This window comes from Thiobacillus sp. (assembly GCF_013693775.1).
Taxonomy (GTDB): Bacteria; Pseudomonadota; Gammaproteobacteria; order Burkholderiales; family Thiobacillaceae; genus Thiobacillus.
In genome coordinates this window covers 366,585-388,812 of the sequence record NZ_CP059257.1, presented here as the reverse complement: position 1 = coordinate 388,812, position 22,228 = coordinate 366,585, and the positions used below count along the sequence as shown (strand labels likewise).

The following is a 22,228-nucleotide window of genomic DNA, read 5'->3' as shown; positions in this document are numbered from 1 at the left end:
GGCCGCCTTATTTGGCAGACGATTCCTCGTTCCGCCGGGCCTTCAGTTTTCGCCACAATGAAGCCCGGTTGATGCCGAGGATCTGCGCCGCCGCCGTCTGGTTGCCCTGCACTTCATCCAGCACCTGGGTGATATAGCTTTGTTCCTGTTCCTCCAGAGTAGGCAGACGGCCCCCGATCCTGCGGAAGTCGACGCTCTCCCTTTTCTGCAAGGCTTCAGGCAGATGCGCCACCTCGATGGTGTCGCCTTGCGCCATGGCCGTGCCGCGCTCGATCAGGTTTTCCAGTTCTCGGACATTGCCGGGGAACGGATAATCCACCAGCAATGCCATCACCTCGCTGGAAATCCGCGCCACCGGTTTCCTCATCCGGCTGGCGTACTTGAGCAGGAAATGTTGCGCGAGCAAGGATATCGCCTTTCCGCTGCGTGAGCGGGGAATGTTCAGATTCACCACATTCAGCCGGAAGTAGAGGTCTTCACGAAAGCGTCCCTCTTTCACCGCCTCGCTGACGTCCCGGTTGGTCGCCGCCAGCACCCGCACATCGCACTTCACAGGCCGCGTCCCGCCCACCCGCAACACTTCCTTTTCCTGTAGTACGCGTAGCAGCTTGACCTGCATGGATGGCGCCATTTCCGTCACCTCGTCTAGGAACAGCGTGCCACCGGAACTCACTTCGATCAGGCCTTTCTTCAATGCCGATGCGCCTGTGAACGCGCCTTTCTCGTGGCCGAACAATTCATTGGCCAGCAATTGCTCGCTGAATGCGCCGCAGTTGATCGCCACATAGGGGCCATCGGCCCGCGTACTGTGTTTGTGAAGGTATTTCGCGAAGAGTTCCTTGCCGGTTCCGCTCTCGCCCGTGATGAGCACACTGCAGTCCGTCGGCGCGATCTGCCGCGCAATCTCCAGCAAACGCTGCATGTCGACATCCTGGGTGACGATGCCTTCGCCATCCCGGTAGCCCTCGACTTCACGGCGCAATGCGTCGTTCTCCCGGCGCAGGTGGACTTTTTCCAGCGCTTCGGCCACCACCTTGCGCACTTCATCGAGACGAAACGGTTTGGCGATGTAGTAGAACGCTCCGTGCTTCAGCGCCTGCACGGCGGATTCTGCCGTCGCGTAGCCGGTGATGAAGATCACCTCTGCCTCCGGCTGCAGTTCGCGGCTCTGCTTCAGCACGTCCATGCCGTCCACGCCTTCCATGCGCAGATCGGTGAGCACCACGTCGAAACGCCGCGACGCCAGCAACGTGACCGCGGTGGCCCCGCTCTGGGTGGCGGTGACCTGGTAACCCGCTTTTTCCATCACGTGCTGGAGATTGCGCAGGGCGATCTCCTCGTCGTCCACAATCAGCAGGCTTGCTTCCATCATTGCGCTCCCTTGTTGTCGTCACCGACGGTTGCCGCAGGTTGTCCGTCCGCATCCTCCAGCGGCAAGCGGATGCAGAACGTGGCCCCTTCGCCGGGCGTGCTGCGTACAGCGATGCAGCCGCCATGTTCGTCGACGATTTCATACACGACGAACAGCCCCAATCCCATGCCGCGGCCAACGTCCTTGGTGGTAAAGAACGGATCGAAAATTCGCGGCAGGATGTCCGCTGCGATACCCGGCCCGTTGTCCGCAACAATGATTTCCACCATCTCGCCCTTCGTCCCGCATCCCTCGCCCAGTGCAGTGCCTGCAGGCGGTTCGCGGGCATTCACGACCTGCGCGGAGATATCGATTCTTCCCTGCGGGCCCAGACCTTCCATGGCATTGCGAATCAGGTTCACGAACACCTGCTGCAGGCGCTGCGCATCGGCCGCCACGCGCAGGTCTTCGGGAATGGACAGGCGCACGACCGATTTGGCCGACACTTCGCCACGCACGAAACCGACCGTCTGCGCAACCAGTTGCTTGAGCAGGACGCGCTCTTTCCTGAACGCCCGTTCGCGGGAAAAATCGAGCAGGGAACGAACGATATGGCGTGCACGCTCGGTCTGCTGATCGATCTGCTCCAGGTACATCTTCTGCATCGCCACATCGCAGTCGCCCGCCTCTTCCTGCAGGATCTGGCAAGAGGTCGAGATATTCGACAGCGGGTTGTTCAGTTCATGAGCCACGCCGGACAACATGGTGCCGAGCGACGCCAGCCGTTCCGAGCGCATCAGCGATTTCTGTCGCAGGTCCAGTTCCTTCAACATGTGGTTGAAGGCCGCGATGATGGAAATGATCTCGCGATCGTTCGAAGGGGCCGACAGGCTTTCGTGCCGGTTGGCAGAAATCGCCGCCACGCTGGCTTCCATCTCCTTCAATGGCCGGACGACCCGCTGCGACAGCGCGCGGCCGATCACCACGATCATGAAGGCCATCGTCAGAATGACTCCCAGCAGCAGCGTGCGGAACGAAGCCAGGGTCGTCTGGATCTGGCGTCGCTCCGCCCGTGCCATGTCCTCGGCGATCGCCACCAGTTCCTGGCCCAATGCACGCACGCGCGGCTCCTGCTCCAGGGACGCCTGATCGGCGGCGGTGAACGCCGACATCCGGTGCTGATACTCGCCGAGGAGTGTGTTCAGTTCCTGCAGGCGCACCTGCGTGACGATGGCCGAGAAATCGGCCTGGTTGTCTGTCAGCATCGACTGGGCCAGCTTGATATACCCCGCGTTTTCCTCGAGATCGGCGACCTGGTGATGGAGAAAGTAATTACGCTCGAAACGGCGTATCTCCAGTACGGTGTTGAACAGATCGGTGGCGCGCTGCCCCAGGACCACCCGCATCTCCAGCGTACGCAGCTCCCCNACGAAAAACAGGGACGCCACCAGAATGATCGCCGCCACCGCGTAATACCCCAGCGTGATTTTCCCNCGTAGGGAATGACGCAGCACAGCGCCTCGAATAGCAGGTATCACGATTCCATCCTCCAGACGCATCGCCAACACGCCCAGTATAGTTGCAATTTGCAACAAATTGAACCCTATGCAACAGCCACGTTAGACGATCTATTTTCATATTTAATTACAGTAATTTAAACGATAACAATCAGGATGGACTGTTGCATTAGGCAACATTCAAGCATGCTGAGCACATGGCCTGTAATGATTTTCTATTTAATAAACAATTGGTTATAAAATGGCACGCAATATGCAATTAAAGGAGCGACCTCAACAACAAATTGCGAGAAAACCATGAACGTCATGACCCGAATCATCAATGCCCTGGCCTTCGCCAACGTCGGCAACCAGAATGAATTCAACGTCCTGCTGCGTCAGGTCGAACCGTCATCTACTTCCAAGCTGGATGCTGCTCCGTGCGGAGCGGTTTCCGCACGCGCCGACGCGTCCTCTTCTGCGCCGAGCATCCGGCATGCCCAGAGCGCTCTGTGAGCGCTATCCCCTGTGCAACATGGGCCGATGAATTGACCTGGAAACCGAGAGGATGGAATTGTTAACCGAATTTGAAACCGATATTGTGGCGCTTGTAATCAGCGTCCTGAGTGTTGTCGCGTACTACCTTTTCCTCAGCATGAAAGTGCGGGAAAACCCCACCTACACGATACATGGCGTGCACGAGCTCGCGCGCCGCTTGTGGGTAGCCAACATCATGCGCAATCCCGCCCAGGGCATCATGGGCGTGCAAACGCTGCGTAACTGGATCATGGGCTCGACATTGATGGCCTCCACTGCTGCCATCCTGATCATCGGTACGCTCACGCTCTCCGGTCAGGCCGAGAGCATTACGCGTAGCTGGCATGTGCTCAGCATGACCAGCAGCCATGCAGCCGAATTGTGGATCGTCAAGGTCATGGCCCTGCTGATCACTTTCATCGTGGCGTTCTTTGCCTTTGCCATGTCGGTACGCCTGGCCAACCACGTGGTATTCATGATCAACGTGCCGGAATTCGAAGCACATCACAATCTGTCGCCGGAATCCGTGGCTCGCCGCCTGCATCGTTCCGGCACCATGTTTTCGATCGGCATGCGCGCCTTCCTGTTTGCCATCCCGCTGGTGTTCTGGCTGTTCGGGCCTTATTTCCTGGTGGCAGCGTCGATCGGCCTGATCATTGCGCTCTACCGCCTCGACCGCAGCGAATCCGAAGGCGTCATGGATGTCGGCCCCTCGAAAAAGCAAAAGCAGCAGAACGCGCCGGTCGTGTCCATACAGGCCAAGTACGCCAAGTAAATCCCGGTAAGTAAATGACAGGTACAGGTGTGGTTCTTGTGAACCGCACCTGCCGTACCCTCACGACGCGACCGACTATGCTCTGGGACGCGCCCTGTAGAACGTCAACGGCGCACTGTTCTTCGCAACCGCCGGCTTCAGTTTTCCCACCACATGCATCTCACACGGCTTGCAATCGAAGCGTAGCGTGAGCTTCTCGCTGCCGTTGATCAGCGTCAGCGGCGCAGCACGTACCGTACCCTGCACGCCGGTGACACCTTTGGCCTGCTTGGGGCAGAGCGAGAGTGAATAGCGCACGCAGTGCTTGGTGATCATCAACGAGACTTCACCAGGCTCCTCGTGGCTTTCGTAGGCTGCGGCAATGACGTGCACGCCGTGCTTCGCGTAGAAATCGCGCGCCTTGTGATTGTAGACATTGGCCAGATAGGTGAGCGTGTCTTCGGGATAGGCTACGGGCGGCTCGACCGGCCGCATACGCGGCGGGCGCGTATAGGCCGCAGCACGCGCCGTTTCCAGTGCGGCGACCGCATCGCGACGCAAGGCGTTGACGAAAGAAGCCGGAATGAACCAGGACTGCGTCAATTCAAGCGCAATCCCCATGGCGGCAAAGGACGTAGTGCCGAGCTTGCCGAGATGCGCGCACAACGTGGCCTCGGCCTTGGCGGTGTCGTTGGCTGCTTCCCTGGGATGTGCGGCGGCCGCTACGGCGCTGTGGCCATCTTCATCGGTCAAGGTGAGCGAGAACCCGTCTTCGGTTTCGCCCAGGCGCATCCACACACCGATACGACGATCGCTGGATGCCTTGTCCAGCATGCGTATCCAGTTCATATCGCGATTGCGGTTGACCGGCGTGCCAGCGCGCAAGTCCTTGAAACCCGCCATGGGATCTTTTGGGAACACCCGCCACACGCCCTCGCCCAATTTCTCGGCACGGTTGATCGCAAGCCCGGCCAGATCTTTCTGCAGCGTGTAGTAGCAGAGGCCGTCGCCGTTGTTGAGTACGGTATCGGGCATATCGGTCTCCAGTTCCACCCATTTGTCGCCAAGCTTGCGCACATGGCCGATCGGCAAACCGGGATTTTTCGGCGTGTCGAATGCACCGATATCGTCCTTGCGTCCGCCGACGAAATAATCGGTGAATTCGCGGTTGAAATTCTGGTTGGGGTCGGGCGTGAAGCTGAACGTGGTGCGGCCGGATGACGCGCGTGCGAATTCCGGGCGGCGCGAGAGGATCTCGTCGAGCAATGTCCGGTAATGGGCCGTGATGTTCTTCACGTAGCCCATGTCCTTGTATCGGCCCTCGATCTTGAAGCTGCGGATACCGGCATCGATCAGCGCTTCGAGGTTGTCGCTCTGATTGTTGTCCTTCATCGACAACACGTGCTTGTCGTGGGCGACGATACGGCCTTCCATGTCGGTGACCTGGTACGGCAGGCGGCAGGCCTGCGAGCAGTCGCCGCGATTGGCGCTGCGCCCGGTGTGGGCATGGCTGATGTAGCACTGGCCGCTGTAGGCGACGCACAGCGCGCCGTGGACGAAGAATTCCAGCGTGCAGCGCGCAGGATCGGTCGCGGCGCGGATTGCGGCGATCTGCTTGAGGTCGAGCTCGCGCGCCAGCACGATCTGGCTCAATCCGACGTCCTGCAGGAAGCGGGCCTTCTCGGGNGTGCGGATATCGGTCTGGGTGCTGGCATGCAACTGGATCGGCGGCAGGTCGAGCTCCAGCAGGCCCATGTCCTGGATGATCAGCGCGTCGACGCCGGCCTCGTAAAGCTGCCGGATTTGTTGCCGGGCCGGCTCCAGTTCGTCGTCGCGCAGGATGGTGTTGAGGGTGACGAACACGCGCGCATTGAAGCGATGCGCATGCGCCGCCAGCCGCGCGATGTCGGCTATCTCGTTGGATGCGGCCGCACGCGCGCCGAACGATGGCCCGCCGATATACACTGCATCGGCACCGTGATTGACGGCTTCGATGCCGATGTCGGCATCGCGCGCAGGAGCGAGCAGTTCGAGTTGATGGGGTTCCACGGGCGGCGTTCCGGACAGCAAAACGCCATTTTACTTACTTGGCGGGGTCGCGGCTTGCCAACTGCAGATACGATTGCGCCTTGACTGCCTTGAAGGCCAGGTTCAGCGTGATGTCGTTGCCAACGAGGAAGGCGTACTTGCCCATGTTGAAGTCCGAGCGCCTGAGCGTGAGTGTCGCATTGGCGCCGCAGGTCTCCACCCGGGACTCGGGATCCTGCATGCACTGAAAATGCGTCACGGCAAGCGTCACCGGCCGGGTCACCCCCTTGATCGTGAGATCGCCCGACAGGCTCGACTGCTCGCCGTTCAGGTTCATCTTGCCGGATTTGAAGGTAATGACCGGATAGTTGGCGGCATCGAAGAAATCCGCCGCTTTCATTTGCGTATCCAGCAAAGCCTGGCCGGTGTTGACCGAAGCGGCGTCGATGCTTACCTCGGCCGATCCTGACTGGCTGTCGCGATCGAATACCACTATGCCGCTGACTTTATCGAACCGATTGGTCTGGCTCGAGAGCCCCAGATAGCGATAACTGAACTGCGAGGACGTGCGGCTGCTGTCGATCACATAGGTTTCGGGTGCAGCCAAGGCCGAAGTGGCACTGGCAACAAGCGTGGTCAACAAGACAAAACGTTTCATAGATGCTCCTGCGAAAGGTGAACATCGGGATCCATTTGCCCGGCGGTCATGCCGCCCGACCGCTCCCGGTCATCGTTTCCTCCGAGAGCCTCGCAGGTGTTGCAACGCGTGTGCCCGCTGCCGGGCGCTGAAGTCGATCAAATTAAAATCAACAAAATCAGTATGTTGTGATTTTACGCTCCATACGGATTCGCCGCGAATGGCCGCCAAATGACGGAAATCCCACACGCAACGTCGAACCGGGGACAACACCGAGCCCCGCATGGGAACGCGCAGGCCCTTCAAGATGGAGATTGGGTATAGGCGGTCTGCCGGCGGCAGGCCTGGTACATGCGTGGCCGGCGCCACGCATGTACATCAAGTGGAACGATGCAGGTTTGTCGCTTAAGTCTTGTTCCAGCCCATGCGCTGCAAAAACGGCTGGCGTTCGATGAAGTGGTGCTGGAGAGCGCCAGCCACATGCAGCACGACCAGGGCAAGCAGGGTGTAATTCAGCGTTTCGTGCACCTCCTCGAGCAGATGACCCAGAGCCTTGTCCTTGCCGATCAGGTCAGGCAACGGCAATACGCCGAACCACACGGTCTGCACGCCCTTGGCAGAGCTCATCAGCCAGCCCGAAATCGGAATCACCAGAATCAGCAAATACAACAGGCCATGCGCGACGGCACTCGCACGACGCTGCCAACCGGCGACGCTGGCAGGCAGCGGTGGCGGCGTATGCGTCAGCCGCCACACCACCCGCAGTCCCGCCAGCATGAACACGGTGACGCCGATCCACTTGTGGTAGCTGAAGAGCTTGAGTTTCTCGGGCGACAAGGGCAGGTCGGCCATGTACAGCCCGAGCGGGAACGCCACGAAAATCAGCAGGGCAACCAGCCAGTGCAGCACGATCGCGGGNGTGGAATAACGCATTGCGGAAGTCATGCAATCTCCATGTTTGAAACCATTCAGAGGGGAAAAGCGGCCGACAGAATGTGGAGTCCAGTCAGCCAGGCAACGAAAAGAATCCTACTCGGTTTCCGCGATTGCGGGGCGTCGCCGAATACGGATCAAACCGAGACAGGGCCATGTAAAAACGTATGGCCGATTGTGCGGGGACGGTGCATCAATCAGTTTTTCCCCAGCGCATGGCCGCTGCATCGTCGCTGGCGCGCGCCTCAACCCAGCGTTCGCCCTCCGGAGTCTCTTCCTTCTTCCAGAACGGCGCACGGGTTTTCAGATAATCCATGATGAATTCACAGGCGGCAAACGCCTCGCCGCGATGGCTACCCGCCACGGCAACCAGCACGATGGGATCGCCCGGCAGCAACCGGCCCACCCGATGGATCAGCGTGACGTCGAGCAGAGTCCAGCGCGATTGCGCTTCCTCGACCAGCGCGGCCAGCGCCTTCTCGGTCATGCCCGGATAGTGTTCCAGCGTCATCGCGGCGACATCGCTGCCGTCGTTCATGTCACGTGCCAGGCCGACGAAGCTGGCGATGGCGCCGATGTCGGAACGGCCGCGCCGCATGGCGTCGACTTCCGCGCCCAACTCGAAAGCCGCGCTCTGGACCATTATCTTCATCGTTTCAGCCTCCGGTGACCGGCGGGAAAATCGCGACTTCGGCGTTCTCGCTCAAAGCCGCATCGAGCGCGACGATGTCCTGATTGACCGCCACCCGGTATGCCCGGTCCGCGGCCAGTTCTTCCGCCCACATCCCCGCGGGCCTGCAACTGGGCGACCAGATCGGCGACGGTACAGCCGGCGCAATCCAGCGTTTCCTCCGCGCATCCGAGGCGCTCGCGCAGGCGGGCAAAATAGAGCACGCGCAGTTTCATGCCAGCAGTTCCGCAAGNGGAATGAAGCGTACCCAGTCGCCCGGTTGCACCGTCTGGCCGATCTCGATATCGACGAGCCCATCGGCCCACGCACACGATGTCAGCACACCCGAACTCTGGTTGGGATAGATTGCCGCGCGACCGTTTTCCTGCATGCGGGCGCGCAGGAATTCGCGCCGCACGCCGGGCTTGGTCCAGGCAAAATCCGCCTTGACCGGAAACGCCCGATACAGCACATCGCGAACCCCNATGCGCTTCAAGAGGAACGGCCGCACGAACAGGCAGAAGGTAACGAAGGCCGACACCGGATTGCCCGGCAGGCCGATGAAGTCGGCCTCATCCACGCGTCCGTAGACAAGCGGCTTGCCGGGTTTCATTGCGACTTTCCACATTTCGACGCGTCCCAGTTTTTCGACTGCGGCCTTCACGTAATCGGCCTCGCCCACCGACACCCCGCCACTGGTGATGACGACGTCGGCCACACTGGTGGCACCGGCCAGCGCAGCCTCGGTCGCTTCCAGCGAGTCGGGCACGATGCCGAGATCGATCAGTTCGCAGCCGAGGCCGTTCACCAGCCCGGTCAGGGTATAGCGGTTGGAATTGTAGATCTGGCCTGGCCCCAGGGACGTGCCCGGCGTCACCAGTTCGTCGCCGGTGAAGAAGCACGCGACCTTCAGCCGCCGGAACACCGGCAACTCGGCCAGTCCGACCGACGCCGCGAGTCCCATCTCCGCTGCACCGATGCGGGTGCCGGCGGCAATCACCTGCGCGCCGGTTTCGATGTCCTCGCCGGCACGGCGGACATTCTCGCCCCGCCGGGGCAATGCGTTGATCACGACGCCGTCTCCTTCGGCGTAACAGTATTCCTGCATCAGCACGGCGTCGGCGCCTGGCGGGATCGGCGCGCCGGTAAAGATGCGCGCAGCGGTGCCCGGCTGCAGGGACTCGCCCACCGCACCGGCAAGAATGCGCTGCGAGACCGGCAGTCGGGCGCCGGTTGCCGCCACGTCGGCAACGCGCACGGCATAGCCGTCCATCGCGCTGTTGTCGAGCGGCGGTACGGTGATGGCGGAAGTCTGCGGTGTGGCCAGTACGCGACCGAGCGCAGCAGTCACTGCAACCGTTTCGGTTTCGCTTGCGCTGCGTGCGCGTTCAAGCAGGGCGTCAAGCAGTTGGTTGGCTGTGAGCATGGTTCAGGATGAAGTCGGTAAGGGATTGAACAGTATCGATGTCGATGTGGGGAAATCCGTCGGGCGGCGCAATGTCCGACGCCACGGCCAGGATATTCGGGTCGTCGGGAAACAGCCAGGGCTTGGCGGTCTCGGCGCGATGGACTTCCAACTTGGGGATGGCTTCGCGCTTGTACCCTCGACCAGCACCAGGTCGCAAGGCGGAAACTTACTCAACAAGTCATCCAGCCGTGGCGGCGTGTCGCGGTGCTCCGTCAGTACCGCCGTGCGGTGGTCGGACGCCAGCAGCACTGCCATCGCACCGGCCTCGCGTACGCGCCAACTGTCCTTGCCGGGACGGTCGATGTCGAAATCGTGGTGAGTATGCTTGATCACCGCGACTTTGAGGCCGCGCGCAGCCAGGTGCGGCAGTACCCGCTCGATGAGCGTGGTCTTGCCGCTGCCGCTGTATCCGGCGATGCCAAAGATTTTCATGGTGGCACCTTCATTGTCAGTCAGGCCGTGTCAGGCTATATTTGAGGCTATATTTTTCATATATAACCTATTCCTGCCAACCCGTCCTCATGAACGCAGTTGTTTCAACCGCTCAGCCGGGCCTCATTGATCAGTTCGGCCGCCACATCGACTACGTACGCCTGTCGGTGACGGACCGTTGCGATCTGCGCTGCAGCTATTGCATGCCGGAAGGCTTCAAGGGTTTCGAGGAGCCGGAACACTGGCTCAACTTCGACGAGATCGAGCACCTGATCGGCGCCTTTGCGCGCCTGGGCGTGCGCCGCATCCGCCTGACCGGCGGCGAGCCGCTGCTGCGACGCAACATCGCCGGACTCGCCGGACGTATCGCCGCCCTGCCCGGCATCGAAGATTTATCGTTGTCCACCAACGCCACTCAGCTCGACAAGCACGCCGAGGCGCTGAAAGCTGCCGGGGTGACACGACTCAACGTCAGCCTCGACTCGCTGCAGCAGGCTCGGGTGGAACGCATCAACGGCCGCGACGTGCTCGCCAAGGTCATGACCGGACTCGCTGCTGCACAGGATGCCGGTTTCGCGCCGATCAAGCTCAACATGGTGGCCCTGCGCGGCACCAACGACGACGAGATCGACGAGATGGTCGCCTTCTGCATGGAACGCGGGTTCGTGCTGCGGCTGATCGAGGCGATGCCGATGGGCGACACCGGCCGCAACGCCGAATACCTCGACCTGCAGCCGGTGAAGGAGCGTCTGCGTACCCAGTTCGGCCTGGTCGAGACCGCCCTGTCCGGTGGCGGTCCTGCGCGCTATCTCGGCACGTCGGACGGCCGCTTCAATGTCGGCTTCATCACGCCGATCTCGCAGCATTTCTGCGAAACCTGCAACCGCATCCGCATCGCCGTCGACGGCACGGCCTACATGTGCCTGGGGCAGGAAGAGAAATTCGAATTCCGTCCGCTGCTGCGCGAGGGTTGTAGCGACGCCGAACTGGAAGCCGCCATCCTGCACGCGATCGATCTCAAGCCGGAACGCCACGAATTCCGCGAAGCGCNNCACAAGATCCTGCGCTTCATGTCGATGACCGGCGGCTGACGCCACCTCAATCCGCGTTCACGGTACGAAAACCGGCGAAAGGATCGCGCCGGTCCGGCAGATAGAAATTGCGGAAACCGGGGTATTTCAGCGCCCTGTCGGTCACCGGTCCGCCGCCGCGCAATTCCCCATGCGTGTGGAACCAGGGTTGCGAATAGTCGCGATACGGATCCGGCACGAAGCCCGGATACGGCACGAACGGGTCGCGCAGCCACTCCCACGCCTTGCCCCATTGAAATTCCGGTCGCGTCGTCGCGCACAGCCACTGTGCCGCCACGGGCAGCCGCCGGCCCTGCCATGCGGCAAACGCCTCGGCCTCGTAACGGTTCACGTGCAGCATCGGTACCGCTTCGCCGAGTGGCTGCCAGCGGTCGAAGCGGCGCACCTGCCAGTCACCCGCGTCCCGTCTCCAGTACACAGGATGGCTGGCTTCGCTGGCCGAGCGCCAGGACCAGCCGGCTTCCGACCACAGCGTCTTGCGCTGGTAGCCGCCCGCATCGACAAATTCGGCAAAGGCCGTTTCCGACACCGGGCTCGCGTCGATGTCGAACGCGGAAACCGGCACCGTGTGGCGCCATTTTTCATTGTCGAAGACGAAACCCGTATCGGGTCCGCTGCCGAGTTCCACCTCCCCATCAGCAAGTGTCAGGCGCTGTGCGGACAGGGAGACGGCGACGTCCGCAAGCTCGGGTGGTGCATAGCCGAGGTTCTGGAATGCCATCCACCACGCCTCGATGTGCATCAGTTCGTGATAGAGACACAGTTCGGCGAAGTAGGCGATGTCGTTGTCGAGTCCGCTGCGCAAGCGGCCTGCCACAGCGGCGGCAACCTCGCCCGCGTAGTCGTCGACTGCTGCCGGTTGCAGCAAGGGCAGGTCCCAGCGGATGTCGTGCGGCACGCTGGAGGAATCGTAAAGGGCGTCGGCACCCCTCAGCAGGCTGGGGCCGCAAGTGCCGTCGGGCCGTTCGCGCAGGCACCAGCGCTCCTGGAACCAGACGATATGCCCATATTCCCACAGCGGCGGATTCAGATGGCCGGCACGTGGCCCCAGCCAGCCGTCTGCCGGCAGCACGTCGATGAACTGGCGCAGCCGCTTGCGCGCCTGCATCAAGCGGTCGATGAGGTGCGCGGTGGAATAGCCGCTGACGGGTCGGGTTCGGTTCATGTTATATAACGCACTGTAGCCACTTCAATTCTAGGCGCCCACTCTCGAAGGCGAAATCGGACCATGAGCACTCCCCCTCCCAACGACCCCATCCGGCTGACCCAGTTTTCCCACGGCGGCGGCTGCGGGTGCAAGATTGCCCCGGCGGTGTTGCGCGACATCCTGGCCGACACGCCCTTTGCCTCGAACCTGGCGGCGGCCTATCCCGACCTGCTGGTGGGCATCGAGCACGGCGACGATGCCGCGGTCTACCGGCTGAACGACGAACAGGCGATCGTGGCGACCACCGATTTTTTCATGCCGATCGTAGACGATCCCTTCGAGTTCGGCCGCATCGCCGCAACCAATGCGCTGTCCGACGTCTATGCCATGGGCGGGCGTCCGCTGTTCGCCCTGGCCATCGTCGGCATGCCGATCGGCAAGCTGCCCAACGACGTCATCCGCCAGATCCTCGCCGGTGGCGAATCGGTGTGCAAGGCGGCCGGGATTCCGATCGCGGGCGGCCACTCCATCGATGCGCCGGAACCGATCTATGGCCTGGTTGGCATCGGCGTGGTGGACCCGCGCAAGGTCAAGCAGAACGGCGGCGGCCAAGCCGGTGATTGCCTCATCCTGGGCAAGCCGCTGGGCGTGGGGATCTACAGCGCGGCGCTGAAANAGGGCCTGCTCAGCCCCGACCAGTACGCATCGATGATCGCCGCCACGACCCAGCTCAACACCGCGGGTGCCGACCTGGCCGATACCGCGGGCGTGCACGCGATGACCGACATCACCGGCTTTGGCCTGCTCGGCCACCTGCTCGAAATCACCCGCGCATCGAAGCTGTCGGCCCAGGTCGGATTGGGACGGCTGCCGCTGTTGCCCGGCGTCGACGAACTGGCACGGGGCGGGCATATCACCGGCGCGAGCCAGCGCAACTGGGCAAGCTATGGCAGCGAAGTGCAGTTCGCCGACGGCATCGCCGACTGGCAACGCGCCCTGCTCACCGACCCGCAGACCAGCGGCGGACTGCTGGTGAGCTGTGCGCCCGCATCCAGGGAGGCTGTGTTCGACATCTTCCGCCGTCATGGCTTCGACCGTGCGACGGAAATTGGCCAATTGCAGGCTGGCCGCAACGTAGCCGTCACGCCCTGAGGTCATTTGCCCCCGCGGGATGCGCGCGCGAGCTTCGCGGTTCGCCACCCCTTGGAAACCGAGCGTAGTCGCCGGAGCACAGCAACCTTCCCCGGCAATCGAGCATGCTGGCCGTACCGGCTTCGTCTTCGGCAAGCGGCTTGGTGCTATCCAGCGGGCGGCCGCATCGCCTCGTCGTAGTGTCCGGGTTTGAACCGTGCCACCAGCAGCGCCACCACCAGCACCGCGCCGAACTGCGCCAGCCAGCCCGCATGAAAACCGCCGGTGGCCTGGTGCAGCCGTGCCATCACCCAGGGCGCCAGCGCGGTCAGCATGAATCCGCCGCCTTGCATCAGCGCGTTGAGCGCGCCGGCCCGCAAGGGATGGTGCAGGTGATCCAGCGCCACCACCATGAACAGGGCGAAGCAACCGCCGATCCCCACGCCCAGCACCACGGCTGCGGTCATGGGCGCCGCGTCGGGCCGCCAGGCCAAGGCGGCAAAGCCTACGGCCTGGCAGGCCAGCGTGAGCCAGATCCAGGGCCGGCGATCCAGATGGCGCGCAACCAGCGTCGGGAAAGCGAGCGCTGCCACGGCCTGCGCCACCGACACCACGGCTACGAGCAGGCCGCTGTGCGTCGCGCTCCAGCCCTGCTCCTGGTAATACGGCGCAAGCCAGGCCACCATCGTGGCGTAGCCACCGTTCATCAAGCCGAAGGCCAGCATGAGCAGCCAGGTGCGGCGACGACGCAGCAGCCAGGCCGTATCGCTGCCAGTCCGCCGCGCAGCCGAAGGCAGCGGCATGGCGCCCAGCGTGGTCCAGGCCAGCCACAGCGCCAGCAGCACCGGCCAGACCCATAGTGCGAGCGCCCCCTGCCAGCTCAGCCCCCATTGCATCGCCAGCGGCGAGAACTGCGCGCCCAGCGCGCCGCCGCTCATCAGCGCAGCCGAGTAGACCCCNATCATGGGCGCCACATGGCGGGGTGTGTGGAACTTGATCAAGCCCGGCAGCATGCCCTGTACCAGTGCCACGCCGACACCGCACAGGGCAGCAGTGGCGATCAACACGGCGGACACGCTACCGGCCAGACGGAGTACGCAGCCCAGAGCGATGAACGCCAGCGCCAGCATCATCGCCGGCCGCACGCCCAGACGCTGCTGCACGGCGGGCGTCAGCCAGGTTCCCGCGCCGATCAGGGCCATGGGCAGCAGCGTGAGCCAGGCCAGCGCTTCCAGACCCATGCCGGTCTGCGCCTGGATGGCCGGACTCAGCGGGCCGATGGCGGTGAGAAATGGGCGCAGGTTCAGCGTGACCACCACCACCGTGACCAGCCACAGCAGAATGGACATGCGGGGGCTATGCAGCATTGCCATGAAGCCAGGTGAGCGCGGTGCCGGTGTCCGGCCACACCCGGTGCAATGATGGGGCGGTCAGAGAGAACGAACTGAAAGGGTCGGGCATGTACAGTCTCGAACAAAATAATGCCGGCGCGGCCGGCCAGGCTTGCCGTACGCGGCGCGATCCAGCACGGCCTCGACGGCAGCCGCGCGGAGAGGAAAGCATACTAGCGTACAAGCCGCCAACCCGCATGACGTGCCCGGGCGACGCGCCATGACGTTTTGCGTGTGTATCCTCCGGGGTAACCATGCGGGCAACCGGGTGGCAGGCGCGCGGCAGGCCTTTACAATCGGCGCATGCCTTCCCATCGCGACCTCACCTTCGACAACGGCTTCGCCGCACTGCCCGACGCCTTTTATTCGCGCGTGCAGGCCACGCCCGTGCCCGACCCCTACCTCGTCTGCCACAGCCCGGACGCGCTCGATCTTCTGGATCTGGACGCCGACGCCATCCGCCACCCCGAACTGATCGAAACCCTGGCCGGAAACCGCGTGCTGCCGGGCATGGAACCCGTGGCCGCGCTCTACGCCGGGCACCAGTTCGGCCACTACGTGCCGCAACTCGGCGACGGCCGCGCGATCCTGCTGGGCGAAGTGCGGAATGCGGCAGGCGAAGGCTGGGAAGTGCAGCTCAAGGGCGCCGGCCGTACCCCCTACTCGCGCGGCGGCGATGGCCGCGCGGTGCTGCGTTCGAGCATCCGCGAGTTCCTGTGTTCCGAAGCGATGCACGCGCTCGGCATCCCCACCACCCGCGCGCTCGCCATTATCGGCAGCGACCGCCCGGTCTACCGCGAAGACGAGGAGACTGCAGCGCTGGTCACGCGCCTGGCGCCAAGCTTCGTACGCTTCGGTTCCTTCGAGGTGTTCTACTACCGCAATCAGGTCGAGCCGATCAAGCAGCTGGCCGACTACGTGATCGAACGCTATTATCCGGACCTGAAGGATCTCGCCAATCCCTACCCCGAATTCCTGCGCCAGGTGAGCTTGCGCACGGCTGATCTGATGGCGCAATGGCAGGCGGTCGGCTTCTCGCACGGCGTGATGAACACCGACAACATGTCCATCCTTGGCTTGACGCTCGACTATGGTCCGTTCGGTTTTCTCGACGCCTTCGAGCCCGGCTACGTCTGCAACCACTCCGATACCGGCGGCCGCTACGCCTTCGACCAGCAGCCCGACGTCGCGGCGTGGAACATCACCAAGCTGGCGCAGGCGCTGGTGCCGCTGATGTCGGTGGAAACCGCATCCGGCGCGATCAGCGAATATCCCCAGGCATTCGGCAAGGCCTACCTCGAACGCATGGCCGCCAAGTTTGGCCTGCCGCCGGGAGGCGATACTGCTTCTCTCGTGATGGACGCGCTACAACTGCTGGCGCAGAACCGGATCGACTACACGATCTTCCTGCGCCGCCTGTGCGACTTCGACAGCGCGATCGATGCATCANATACACCGCTGCGCGACCTCTTCCTCGACCGTGCGGGCTTCGACGCCTGGGCGGCACGCTATGCCGCCGCCCTGCGCCAGCTGGGCTCCAGCGACGCGGCACGTCGCCAGGCGATGCGCGCGGTCAACCCCAAGTACATCCTGCGCAACCATCTGGCCGAGATCGCCATACGCCGGGCGGCGGACGAACGCGACTACAGCGAGGTCGACCGCCTGCATACGCTGCTGGCCCGTCCGTTCGACGAGCAGCCGGAACACGAAGCCTACGCTGCCGAGCCGCCCGATTGGGCGAGGAAGATTGAGGTAAGCTGTTCGTCGTGAACCGACTCGCTGCCCTGTCCGCCTCCCTGTTGACCGCACTCCTGCTCGGCGCCTGCAGCAGTTCGGCCATCCAGCGCAAGGACGGTAGCAGCAGCGTACGCAGTTTCAGCCTGCGCGATCTGGCCAAGAGCGACGTCGACGAGGTCATCGAGATCCATCAGCAGGCCGCCCTGGCCAGCCTCAAGATACTGACCTTCAAACTCTACCGTCGCAATCCGGGCGAATGGCGGAAATCCGGATACGCCAGCGCCGGCGAGGCGACCGAAACCCTGTTCAAGCCCTTGTCCCATTGGTACCTGTCCCCGCAAAAGGATCTCGACTGGCAGGCCAGCCTGCGCGATGCCTGGCGCGAGGATTACGGGAGACCGGGTGAAGGCGCTGATGGACGGACTGCTGGTGATGCATATGGCGGCGTTCGACCACCGCACCGAGTTTTATCTGCTGAGCGGCGTCGACGCACAGAAACTCTACAACGCCGCACGCAACACCGAGGCCGTGGCCTGGAAACTGGCGACGGCCCGGAACGCGCGCAACGAACCCTTGCTGCTGTCCAACGGTACCGACGGTAACGGCGTGACCAATCTCAGCTTCGAACGCGAATTCGGCAAACTCATCGGCAACCAGGACACGTTGGCCCGGATCGTCGAGGACAAAAGCAACCGCGCAATCCGCTTCGGCGTCGTCAATCTCACCAGCATGGTGTTCCTGCCGGTCTGACATGGGGACCGATGCCTACGCGTATTGCGCCGTCCTGACGCGCGACCAGTGGGCATGGGAATTCCTGCGTCGCAATCCCGACTACCGGGCCGATTACCGCCGCTTCATCACGTTGTGGCACGCGCTCGAAGCCGACTATGGCGCCCCGCCCAATCGCGATTTCCCGCGCTGGAAGCAGGACCCGCGCGCCTACGGCCCCCTGCCCGGCGACGTCGACCTCGCCGCTCCCACCGGCGAGCTGTGCGTAGTGGAAGACGAACGTGTGCTGCTCGAATGCTGGATGGGCGCCAAATGGGGATTCTACAAATTCCCGCTCGACCCCGAGCGCGGCACGCCACCTGGCGCCGACGAACTGTCGTGGCGTCCGCCGCTACAGCCTGCGCCGCACGTTGACGAGGTCTGTCGGCTGGACATCAGCTTCGACCTTTCACTGCCGCTACCGCCGCAACTGGAAGCGGCCAAATTCCGCCTCGTCGGCCGCGCCGCCGAACTGCGCAGACAGGGCATCCTAGCGCCGAAGACCGTGGCGAATCAGTGCGCACGCTGGATACGCATGCTGCGGGTGCTGGACGGTGATATGCCGCCGGAAGGCAATCTTGATGACCTGCGCGAAGCCCAGGCAATGACGCAGAGCGGCTACCTGGATATCCTGCGACTGGCGGATGTCGGCGCGAACGCAAAATAAAACCGGGGCGTCATGCCCCGGTCCGGTTTGCAGCCTGTTACGAAGCGAGCTTAGGCGAAATTCGCCTCGGCAAACTTCCAGTTCACCAGATTGCCGAGGAAGGTCTCGACGAACTTGGGACGCAGGTTACGGTAGTCGATGTAGTAGGCATGCTCCCACACGTCGATGCACAGCAGGGCCTTGTCGCCGGTGGTCAGCGGCGTGCCGGCGGCGCCCATGTTGACGATGTCGACCGAACCGTCGGCCTTCTTCACCAGCCAGGTCCAGCCGGAACCGAAGTTGCCCACGGCGCTGGTCTGGAAGGCCTTCTTGAACTCGTCCAGCGAGCCCCACTTCTTGTTGATGGCGTCGGCCAGTGCGCCGGCGGGTGCGCCGCCGCCATTGGGGGTCAGGCAGTTCCAGAAGAAGGTGTGGTTCCACACCTGGGCTGCGTTGTTGTAGACGCCGCCGGCAGGNCTGCTCTTGACGATGTCTTCGAGCGACTTGTTCTCGAAGTCGGTGCCCTTGATCAGGTTGTTGAGATTGGTCACGTAGGCCTGATGGTGCTTGGCATAGTGGTATTCGAAGGTTTCCTTGGACATGTGCGGTGCGAGCGCATCCATGGCAAAGGGCAGTGCGGGCAAGGTGTGTTCCATAGCTTTCTCCTGATATTGAACAAACGGTAAATATAGTGCCTCTACCGAACATTGCAGATGCCGCAACGACAACAGGGTTTCTGCCGTCGTAAAGAAAAAGGGCCGGCATGACCGACCCCGATTCCTTGATTTGTTGGTCGGGGCGAGAAGATTCGAACTTCCGACCCCTGCACCCCATGCAGGTGCGCTACCAGGCTGCGCTACGCCCCGACGAAGCCCAAGATTCTAACAGAGGTGCAGCATGAGGCGGAAGCCCGTCAACCCAATATTTTCAGAATGGCGCTGATTTCGGCGCGCAATTTGCCGGCGTCCAGCGAGGGTTCCGGCGAGGAAGCGGTTACGGATTCGGTGACCGTATCGGCATCATGCTCTAGGCGCTGCCGTGCACCGCTGATAGTGAAACCCTCTTCGTACAGTAGTTCGCGGATGCGGCGGATCAGCAGGACTTCGTGGTGCTGGTAATAACGTCGATTACCGCGCCGCTTGACCGGGCGCAACTGGGTGAATTCCTGTTCCCAATAACGCAGCACGTGCGCCTTGACGGCACATAGTTCGGATACTTCACCGATGGTGAAATAGCGTTTGGCCGGGATCGGCGGAAGTTCACTCCGCGTTGGGCGTTCCAATTTGGGCGCCTTCGACTTGCGATTTGAGTTTCTGGCTGGCGTGGAAGGTCACCACGCGACGCGCGGAGATCGGCATTTCCTCGCCGGTTTTGGGATTGCGTCCCGGACGCTGCGGCTTCTCGCGGCACTGGAAGTTGCCGAAACCGGACAGTTTGACGATGTCGCCTTTTTCGAGCGCCAAGCGGATTTCATCGAAAAACGACTCGACGACATCCTTCGCCTCGCGTTTGTTCAAACCCACTTTTTCGAACAACAGTTCGGCCAGATCAGCTTTGGTAAGGGTGGTCATACGTATATGTTTATCTGGGATGTCTGATGGGAAATCGCGTCAAGTACGCGCCACAAGATGGGGTATCAGGCACGCACAACGACATTTTGCGTCAGGCACGCAATGCGGCATTGCACTGACGAAGCGCGGCACTGACCAGTTTCTGTACAGCATCCTCTACATCCTGATCCGTCAATGTGCGTTCAGTATCTTGCATAACTACCCGTATAGCAAGGCTTTTNTGGTTTTCCGCCACACCCTTCCCACGGTAATCGTCGAATACCTCGATCGATTGCACGCTGCCCGGCGCAACCTCGCGCAAGGCGGTCAGCAACTCACCTGCCGGGGTATGGGCATCCAGCACGAACGCCAGATCTCGTCGTACCAGCGGGAAACGCGACAGGCTCGCATGGCGCGGCAGAGCGCGCTGGCTGAGCACCTGGCTGTCGAGCTCGAACAGCATCGGTACAGCGGGCAAGTCGAAGGCCTGCACCAGTCGCGGGTGCAGTGCGCCGATCCAGCCGACGGCCCGGCCATCAATCCATATCTCGGCGCTCTGCCCCGGGTGGAGCGCGGAATGGGTGCCACGCCGGGTATCGAGCGGGTGGCCGAAGATGCGCTCAAGATCGCCCTTGAGGTCAAAGAAATCGACCCGGCGCGACGGCGCGCCCCATTGTTCGGGCAACCCGTCGCCATAAGCCAAGCCGCCCAGCTTCATGGGCTGCTTGATCTGCGACGTATACACCCGTCCCAGTTCGAAGATGCGCACCCGCTCCTGCTGGCGGTTGAGGTTGTGGCGCAAGGTCTCGATCAAGCCGCCCCACAGGGTGGTGCGCATCGCCGACAGCTGACTGGCGATCGGGTTGGCCAGCGGCAACGGACGGGCATCGGCGTCGAGCGCCGTTTCCCATGCCGGATCGACGAAGCTGTAGGTGATGACTTCCTGGTAATCCAGGTCGACCAGCATCTGGCGCAGGGCGTCATCGCCCAGCACGGTTTCGTCCTGCGGCAGCATGCGCGAAGGCGCAGCGGGTGGCTGCGCCGGAATGTTGTCGTAGCCGAACAGGCGCACCGCCTCCTCGATCAGGTCTTCCTCGATCGCGAGGTCGAAGCGGAAACTCGGCGGAGTGACGACGAGACAATCCTCCTGGCGCTCGATGTGTGCGCCGAGTGCAGCGAGCCCNCGCGCTACCTGATCGGCCTCCATTTCGATGCCGGCCACGCGCTTCAGTCGCGCCAGCCGCAGCGTGATCGGCTGCCGCTGCGGCAGTTCGGCCACTGCCTCGGTGATCGGGCCGGCCTGGCCCCCGCAGATGTCGATCAGCAATTCCGTCGCACGCTCCATCGCCCGCCGGGTTGCGCCGAAATCGACGCCGCGTTCGAAACGGTGCGATGAATCGGTGGACAGGCCCAGCCGGCGCGCACGGCCGGCGATCGCCGTCGGCGCGAAGAATGCGGCCTCGAGGAAGACATCGACCGTAAATTTCTCGACACTGGTCGGCAGTCCGCCCATGATGCCGGCCAACGCCACCGGACCGCTGGCGTCGGCGATCACCAGCATGTCGGGAGCGAGTTCGGCCGTCTGGCCGTTCAGCAATTCCAATTGCTCGCCCGCACGCGCCATGCGCACCTCGATGCCCCCATCGAGGCGCGACAGGGCAAACGCATGCATCGGCTGGCCGAGTTCGAGCAACACGTAGTTCGTGATGTCGACCGGCGCCAGCAGTGGCCGGATGCCGCTGCGTTCGAGGCGCTCGGCCATCCAGCGCGGCGTAGGCGCCTGCGCATCGATCCCGCGCACCACCCGCCCCAGATACAGCGGACAGGCGTCGCTGGCCGATACCTGGATCGGCACCGTGTCCTGGATGCGTGTGTCGACTGCCTGGATCTGGGGCAGGCGTACGTCGGCCCCGGTGATCGCGCCGACTTCCCGCGCCAAGCCCTGCATCGACAGACAGTCCGCCCGGTTGGGCGTGAGCTTGAGCGTGATGAGGGTGTCGTCCAGATTGAGCCAGCCGCGGAAATCTTCGCCCACCGGCGCATCCTCCGGCAGCACCATCAAGCCGTCCGCCGCGCCTTCAAGCCCCAATTCCTTGGTCGAACACAACATGCCGAACGACTCGACGCCGCGCACCTTGGCGACCTTGATTTCGATTCCCGGCAGGATCGCTCCGGGCCGGGCGCAGGGTACCTTGAGCCCGGCCGCCGCATTCGGCGCACCGCATACGATGGTCACGGGCGACGCTTCGCCGACATCGACCTGGCACACGCGCAGGCGGTCGGCATCGGGATGCTTGTCCGCCGACAGGATTTCAGCCACCACCACGTTGCTGAACGGCGGCGCAGCAGGCGTCAGCGCTTCGACTTCCAGACCTGCCATGGTCACGACATGGGCAAGTTGCGCGGTATCAAGCGCAGGGTTGACGAGATTGCGCAGCCAGGATTCAGGAAATTGCATGAT

22 protein-coding genes, 1 tRNA gene and 1 pseudogene are annotated in these 22,228 nt (G+C 62.8%); 7 read left to right on the top strand and 17 right to left on the bottom strand.

All coding sequences use genetic code 11. The features are described 5' to 3' along the window. Positions 1-7 precede the first annotated feature (7 nt). On the bottom strand, positions 8-1,369 hold the full coding sequence (locus HZY77_RS01935; protein WP_296818199.1) for a sigma-54 dependent transcriptional regulator: 1,362 nt from the start codon (positions 1,367-1,369) through the stop codon (positions 8-10). Beyond that, positions 1,369-2,865, bottom strand: a complete 1,497-nt coding sequence (locus HZY77_RS01930) for a sensor histidine kinase (protein WP_296818197.1) — start codon at positions 2,863-2,865, stop codon at positions 1,369-1,371. The genes HZY77_RS01935 and HZY77_RS01930 overlap by 1 nt, the downstream gene beginning before the upstream one ends. 300 nt (positions 2,866-3,165) lie before the next feature. Between HZY77_RS01930 and HZY77_RS01925 the strand changes: the two genes are divergently transcribed. Together HZY77_RS01925 and HZY77_RS01920 are read left to right on the top strand one after the other, a co-directional pair. Continuing rightward, on the top strand, positions 3,166-3,363 hold the full coding sequence (locus tag HZY77_RS01925; RefSeq protein ID WP_296818195.1) for a hypothetical protein: 198 nt from the start codon (positions 3,166-3,168) through the stop codon (positions 3,361-3,363). A 139-nt stretch (positions 3,364-3,502) separates the two neighbouring features. Then, a complete protein-coding gene (locus HZY77_RS01920; protein WP_296818193.1) occupies positions 3,503-4,159 on the top strand; it encodes a DUF599 domain-containing protein in 657 nt (218 codons plus the stop codon). Positions 4,160-4,234: 75 nt separating this feature from the next. On the opposite strand, the gene HZY77_RS01915 is transcribed toward HZY77_RS01920, so the two are convergent. From HZY77_RS01915 to mobB, 7 genes and pseudogenes are all read right to left on the bottom strand, one after another. Continuing rightward, complete coding sequence (locus HZY77_RS01915; RefSeq protein WP_296818191.1) at positions 4,235-6,187, bottom strand: U32 family peptidase; 1,953 nt, start codon at positions 6,185-6,187, stop codon at positions 4,235-4,237. A 34-nt stretch (positions 6,188-6,221) separates the two neighbouring features. After that, the gene (locus tag HZY77_RS01910) at positions 6,222-6,824 is read right to left on the bottom strand and encodes a YceI family protein (protein ID WP_296818189.1); all 603 of its coding nucleotides are present in this window, start codon (positions 6,822-6,824) and stop codon (positions 6,222-6,224) included. A gap of 384 nt (positions 6,825-7,208) precedes the next feature. Next, on the bottom strand, positions 7,209-7,748 hold the full coding sequence (locus HZY77_RS01905; protein ID WP_296766092.1) for a cytochrome b: 540 nt from the start codon (positions 7,746-7,748) through the stop codon (positions 7,209-7,211). Positions 7,749-7,929: 181 nt separating this feature from the next. Further along, on the bottom strand, positions 7,930-8,388 hold the full coding sequence (gene moaE, locus HZY77_RS01900) for a molybdopterin synthase catalytic subunit MoaE (RefSeq protein ID WP_296818187.1): 459 nt from the start codon (positions 8,386-8,388) through the stop codon (positions 7,930-7,932). Between the two features lie 4 nt (positions 8,389-8,392). Continuing rightward, positions 8,393-8,521, bottom strand: a complete 129-nt coding sequence (locus HZY77_RS01895; RefSeq protein WP_296818185.1) for a MoaD/ThiS family protein — start codon at positions 8,519-8,521, stop codon at positions 8,393-8,395. A gap of 117 nt (positions 8,522-8,638) precedes the next feature. Next, positions 8,639-9,832, bottom strand: a complete 1,194-nt coding sequence (glp, locus tag HZY77_RS01890; RefSeq protein ID WP_296818183.1) for a gephyrin-like molybdotransferase Glp — start codon at positions 9,830-9,832, stop codon at positions 8,639-8,641. Continuing rightward, a pseudogene (gene mobB, locus HZY77_RS01885) lies at positions 9,807-10,306 on the bottom strand (molybdopterin-guanine dinucleotide biosynthesis protein B). Before mobB ends, glp begins: the two are co-directional and overlap by 26 nt. An 89-nt stretch (positions 10,307-10,395) precedes the next feature. Between mobB and moaA the strand changes: the two are divergent. Next, positions 10,396-11,397, top strand: coding sequence for a GTP 3',8-cyclase MoaA (gene moaA, locus HZY77_RS01880; protein WP_296818181.1), 1,002 nt, complete (start codon positions 10,396-10,398; stop codon positions 11,395-11,397). A gap of 7 nt (positions 11,398-11,404) precedes the next feature. Here the strand turns inward: moaA and senA are convergent, their stop codons facing one another. Continuing rightward, complete coding sequence (gene senA, locus HZY77_RS01875; protein ID WP_296818178.1) at positions 11,405-12,562, bottom strand: selenoneine synthase SenA; 1,158 nt, start codon at positions 12,560-12,562, stop codon at positions 11,405-11,407. Between the two features lie 63 nt (positions 12,563-12,625). Here senA and selD point away from each other — a divergent pair, with 63 nt between their 5' ends. Further along, on the top strand, positions 12,626-13,696 hold the full coding sequence (gene selD / locus HZY77_RS01870; RefSeq protein ID WP_296818176.1) for a selenide, water dikinase SelD: 1,071 nt from the start codon (positions 12,626-12,628) through the stop codon (positions 13,694-13,696). 146 nt (positions 13,697-13,842) lie between these two features. On the opposite strand, the gene HZY77_RS01865 is transcribed toward selD, so the two are convergent. Further along, entirely contained in the window at positions 13,843-15,024 is a 1,182-nt protein-coding gene (locus HZY77_RS01865; protein ID WP_296818174.1) for an MFS transporter, read from the bottom strand. Positions 15,025-15,369: 345 nt separating this feature from the next. On the opposite strand from HZY77_RS01865, the gene HZY77_RS01860 reads away from it, so the two are divergent. Beyond that, positions 15,370-16,836 carry a protein adenylyltransferase SelO gene (locus tag HZY77_RS01860; protein ID WP_296818172.1) on the top strand — a complete coding sequence of 489 codons (1,467 nt, stop codon included), beginning with the start codon at positions 15,370-15,372 and terminating at the stop codon, positions 16,834-16,836. Here the strand turns inward: HZY77_RS01860 and HZY77_RS01855 are convergent. Continuing rightward, complete coding sequence (locus tag HZY77_RS01855) at positions 16,779-17,126, bottom strand: hypothetical protein (RefSeq protein WP_296818170.1); 348 nt, start codon at positions 17,124-17,126, stop codon at positions 16,779-16,781. The two genes, HZY77_RS01860 and HZY77_RS01855, sit on opposite strands and share 58 nt — an antisense overlap. Positions 17,127-17,205: 79 nt before the next feature. Here HZY77_RS01855 and HZY77_RS01850 point away from each other — a divergent pair, with 79 nt between their 5' ends. Both HZY77_RS01850 and HZY77_RS01845 read left to right on the top strand, forming a co-directional pair. Then, positions 17,206-17,553: a hypothetical protein gene (locus tag HZY77_RS01850; RefSeq protein ID WP_296818168.1), complete on the top strand. Its 348-nt coding sequence runs from the start codon at positions 17,206-17,208 to the stop codon at positions 17,551-17,553. A gap of 1 nt (position 17,554) precedes the next feature. Next, a complete protein-coding gene (locus HZY77_RS01845) occupies positions 17,555-18,238 on the top strand; it encodes a DUF6499 domain-containing protein (protein ID WP_296818166.1) in 684 nt (227 codons plus the stop codon). A gap of 50 nt (positions 18,239-18,288) precedes the next feature. On the opposite strand, the gene HZY77_RS01840 is transcribed toward HZY77_RS01845, so the two are convergent. The 5 genes from HZY77_RS01840 to pheT all read right to left on the bottom strand — a co-directional run bounded on the left by HZY77_RS01840 (position 18,289) and on the right by pheT (position 22,225). Then, positions 18,289-18,873, bottom strand: a complete 585-nt coding sequence (locus HZY77_RS01840; RefSeq protein WP_296818164.1) for a Fe-Mn family superoxide dismutase — start codon at positions 18,871-18,873, stop codon at positions 18,289-18,291. A gap of 134 nt (positions 18,874-19,007) precedes the next feature. Beyond that, positions 19,008-19,083: transfer RNA gene (locus HZY77_RS01835), tRNA-Pro, on the bottom strand. Positions 19,084-19,130: 47 nt separating this feature from the next. Continuing rightward, positions 19,131-19,499, bottom strand: a complete 369-nt coding sequence (locus HZY77_RS01830) for a MerR family transcriptional regulator (RefSeq protein WP_296818162.1) — start codon at positions 19,497-19,499, stop codon at positions 19,131-19,133. After that, positions 19,477-19,788, bottom strand: a complete 312-nt coding sequence (locus HZY77_RS01825) for an integration host factor subunit alpha (RefSeq protein ID WP_018508200.1) — start codon at positions 19,786-19,788, stop codon at positions 19,477-19,479. Before HZY77_RS01825 ends, HZY77_RS01830 begins: the two co-directional genes overlap by 23 nt. A 91-nt stretch (positions 19,789-19,879) precedes the next feature. Next, positions 19,880-22,225 carry a phenylalanine--tRNA ligase subunit beta gene (pheT, locus tag HZY77_RS01820; RefSeq protein WP_296818160.1) on the bottom strand — a complete coding sequence of 782 codons (2,346 nt, stop codon included), beginning with the start codon at positions 22,223-22,225 and terminating at the stop codon, positions 19,880-19,882. Between the last annotated feature and the right edge of the window lie 3 nt (positions 22,226-22,228).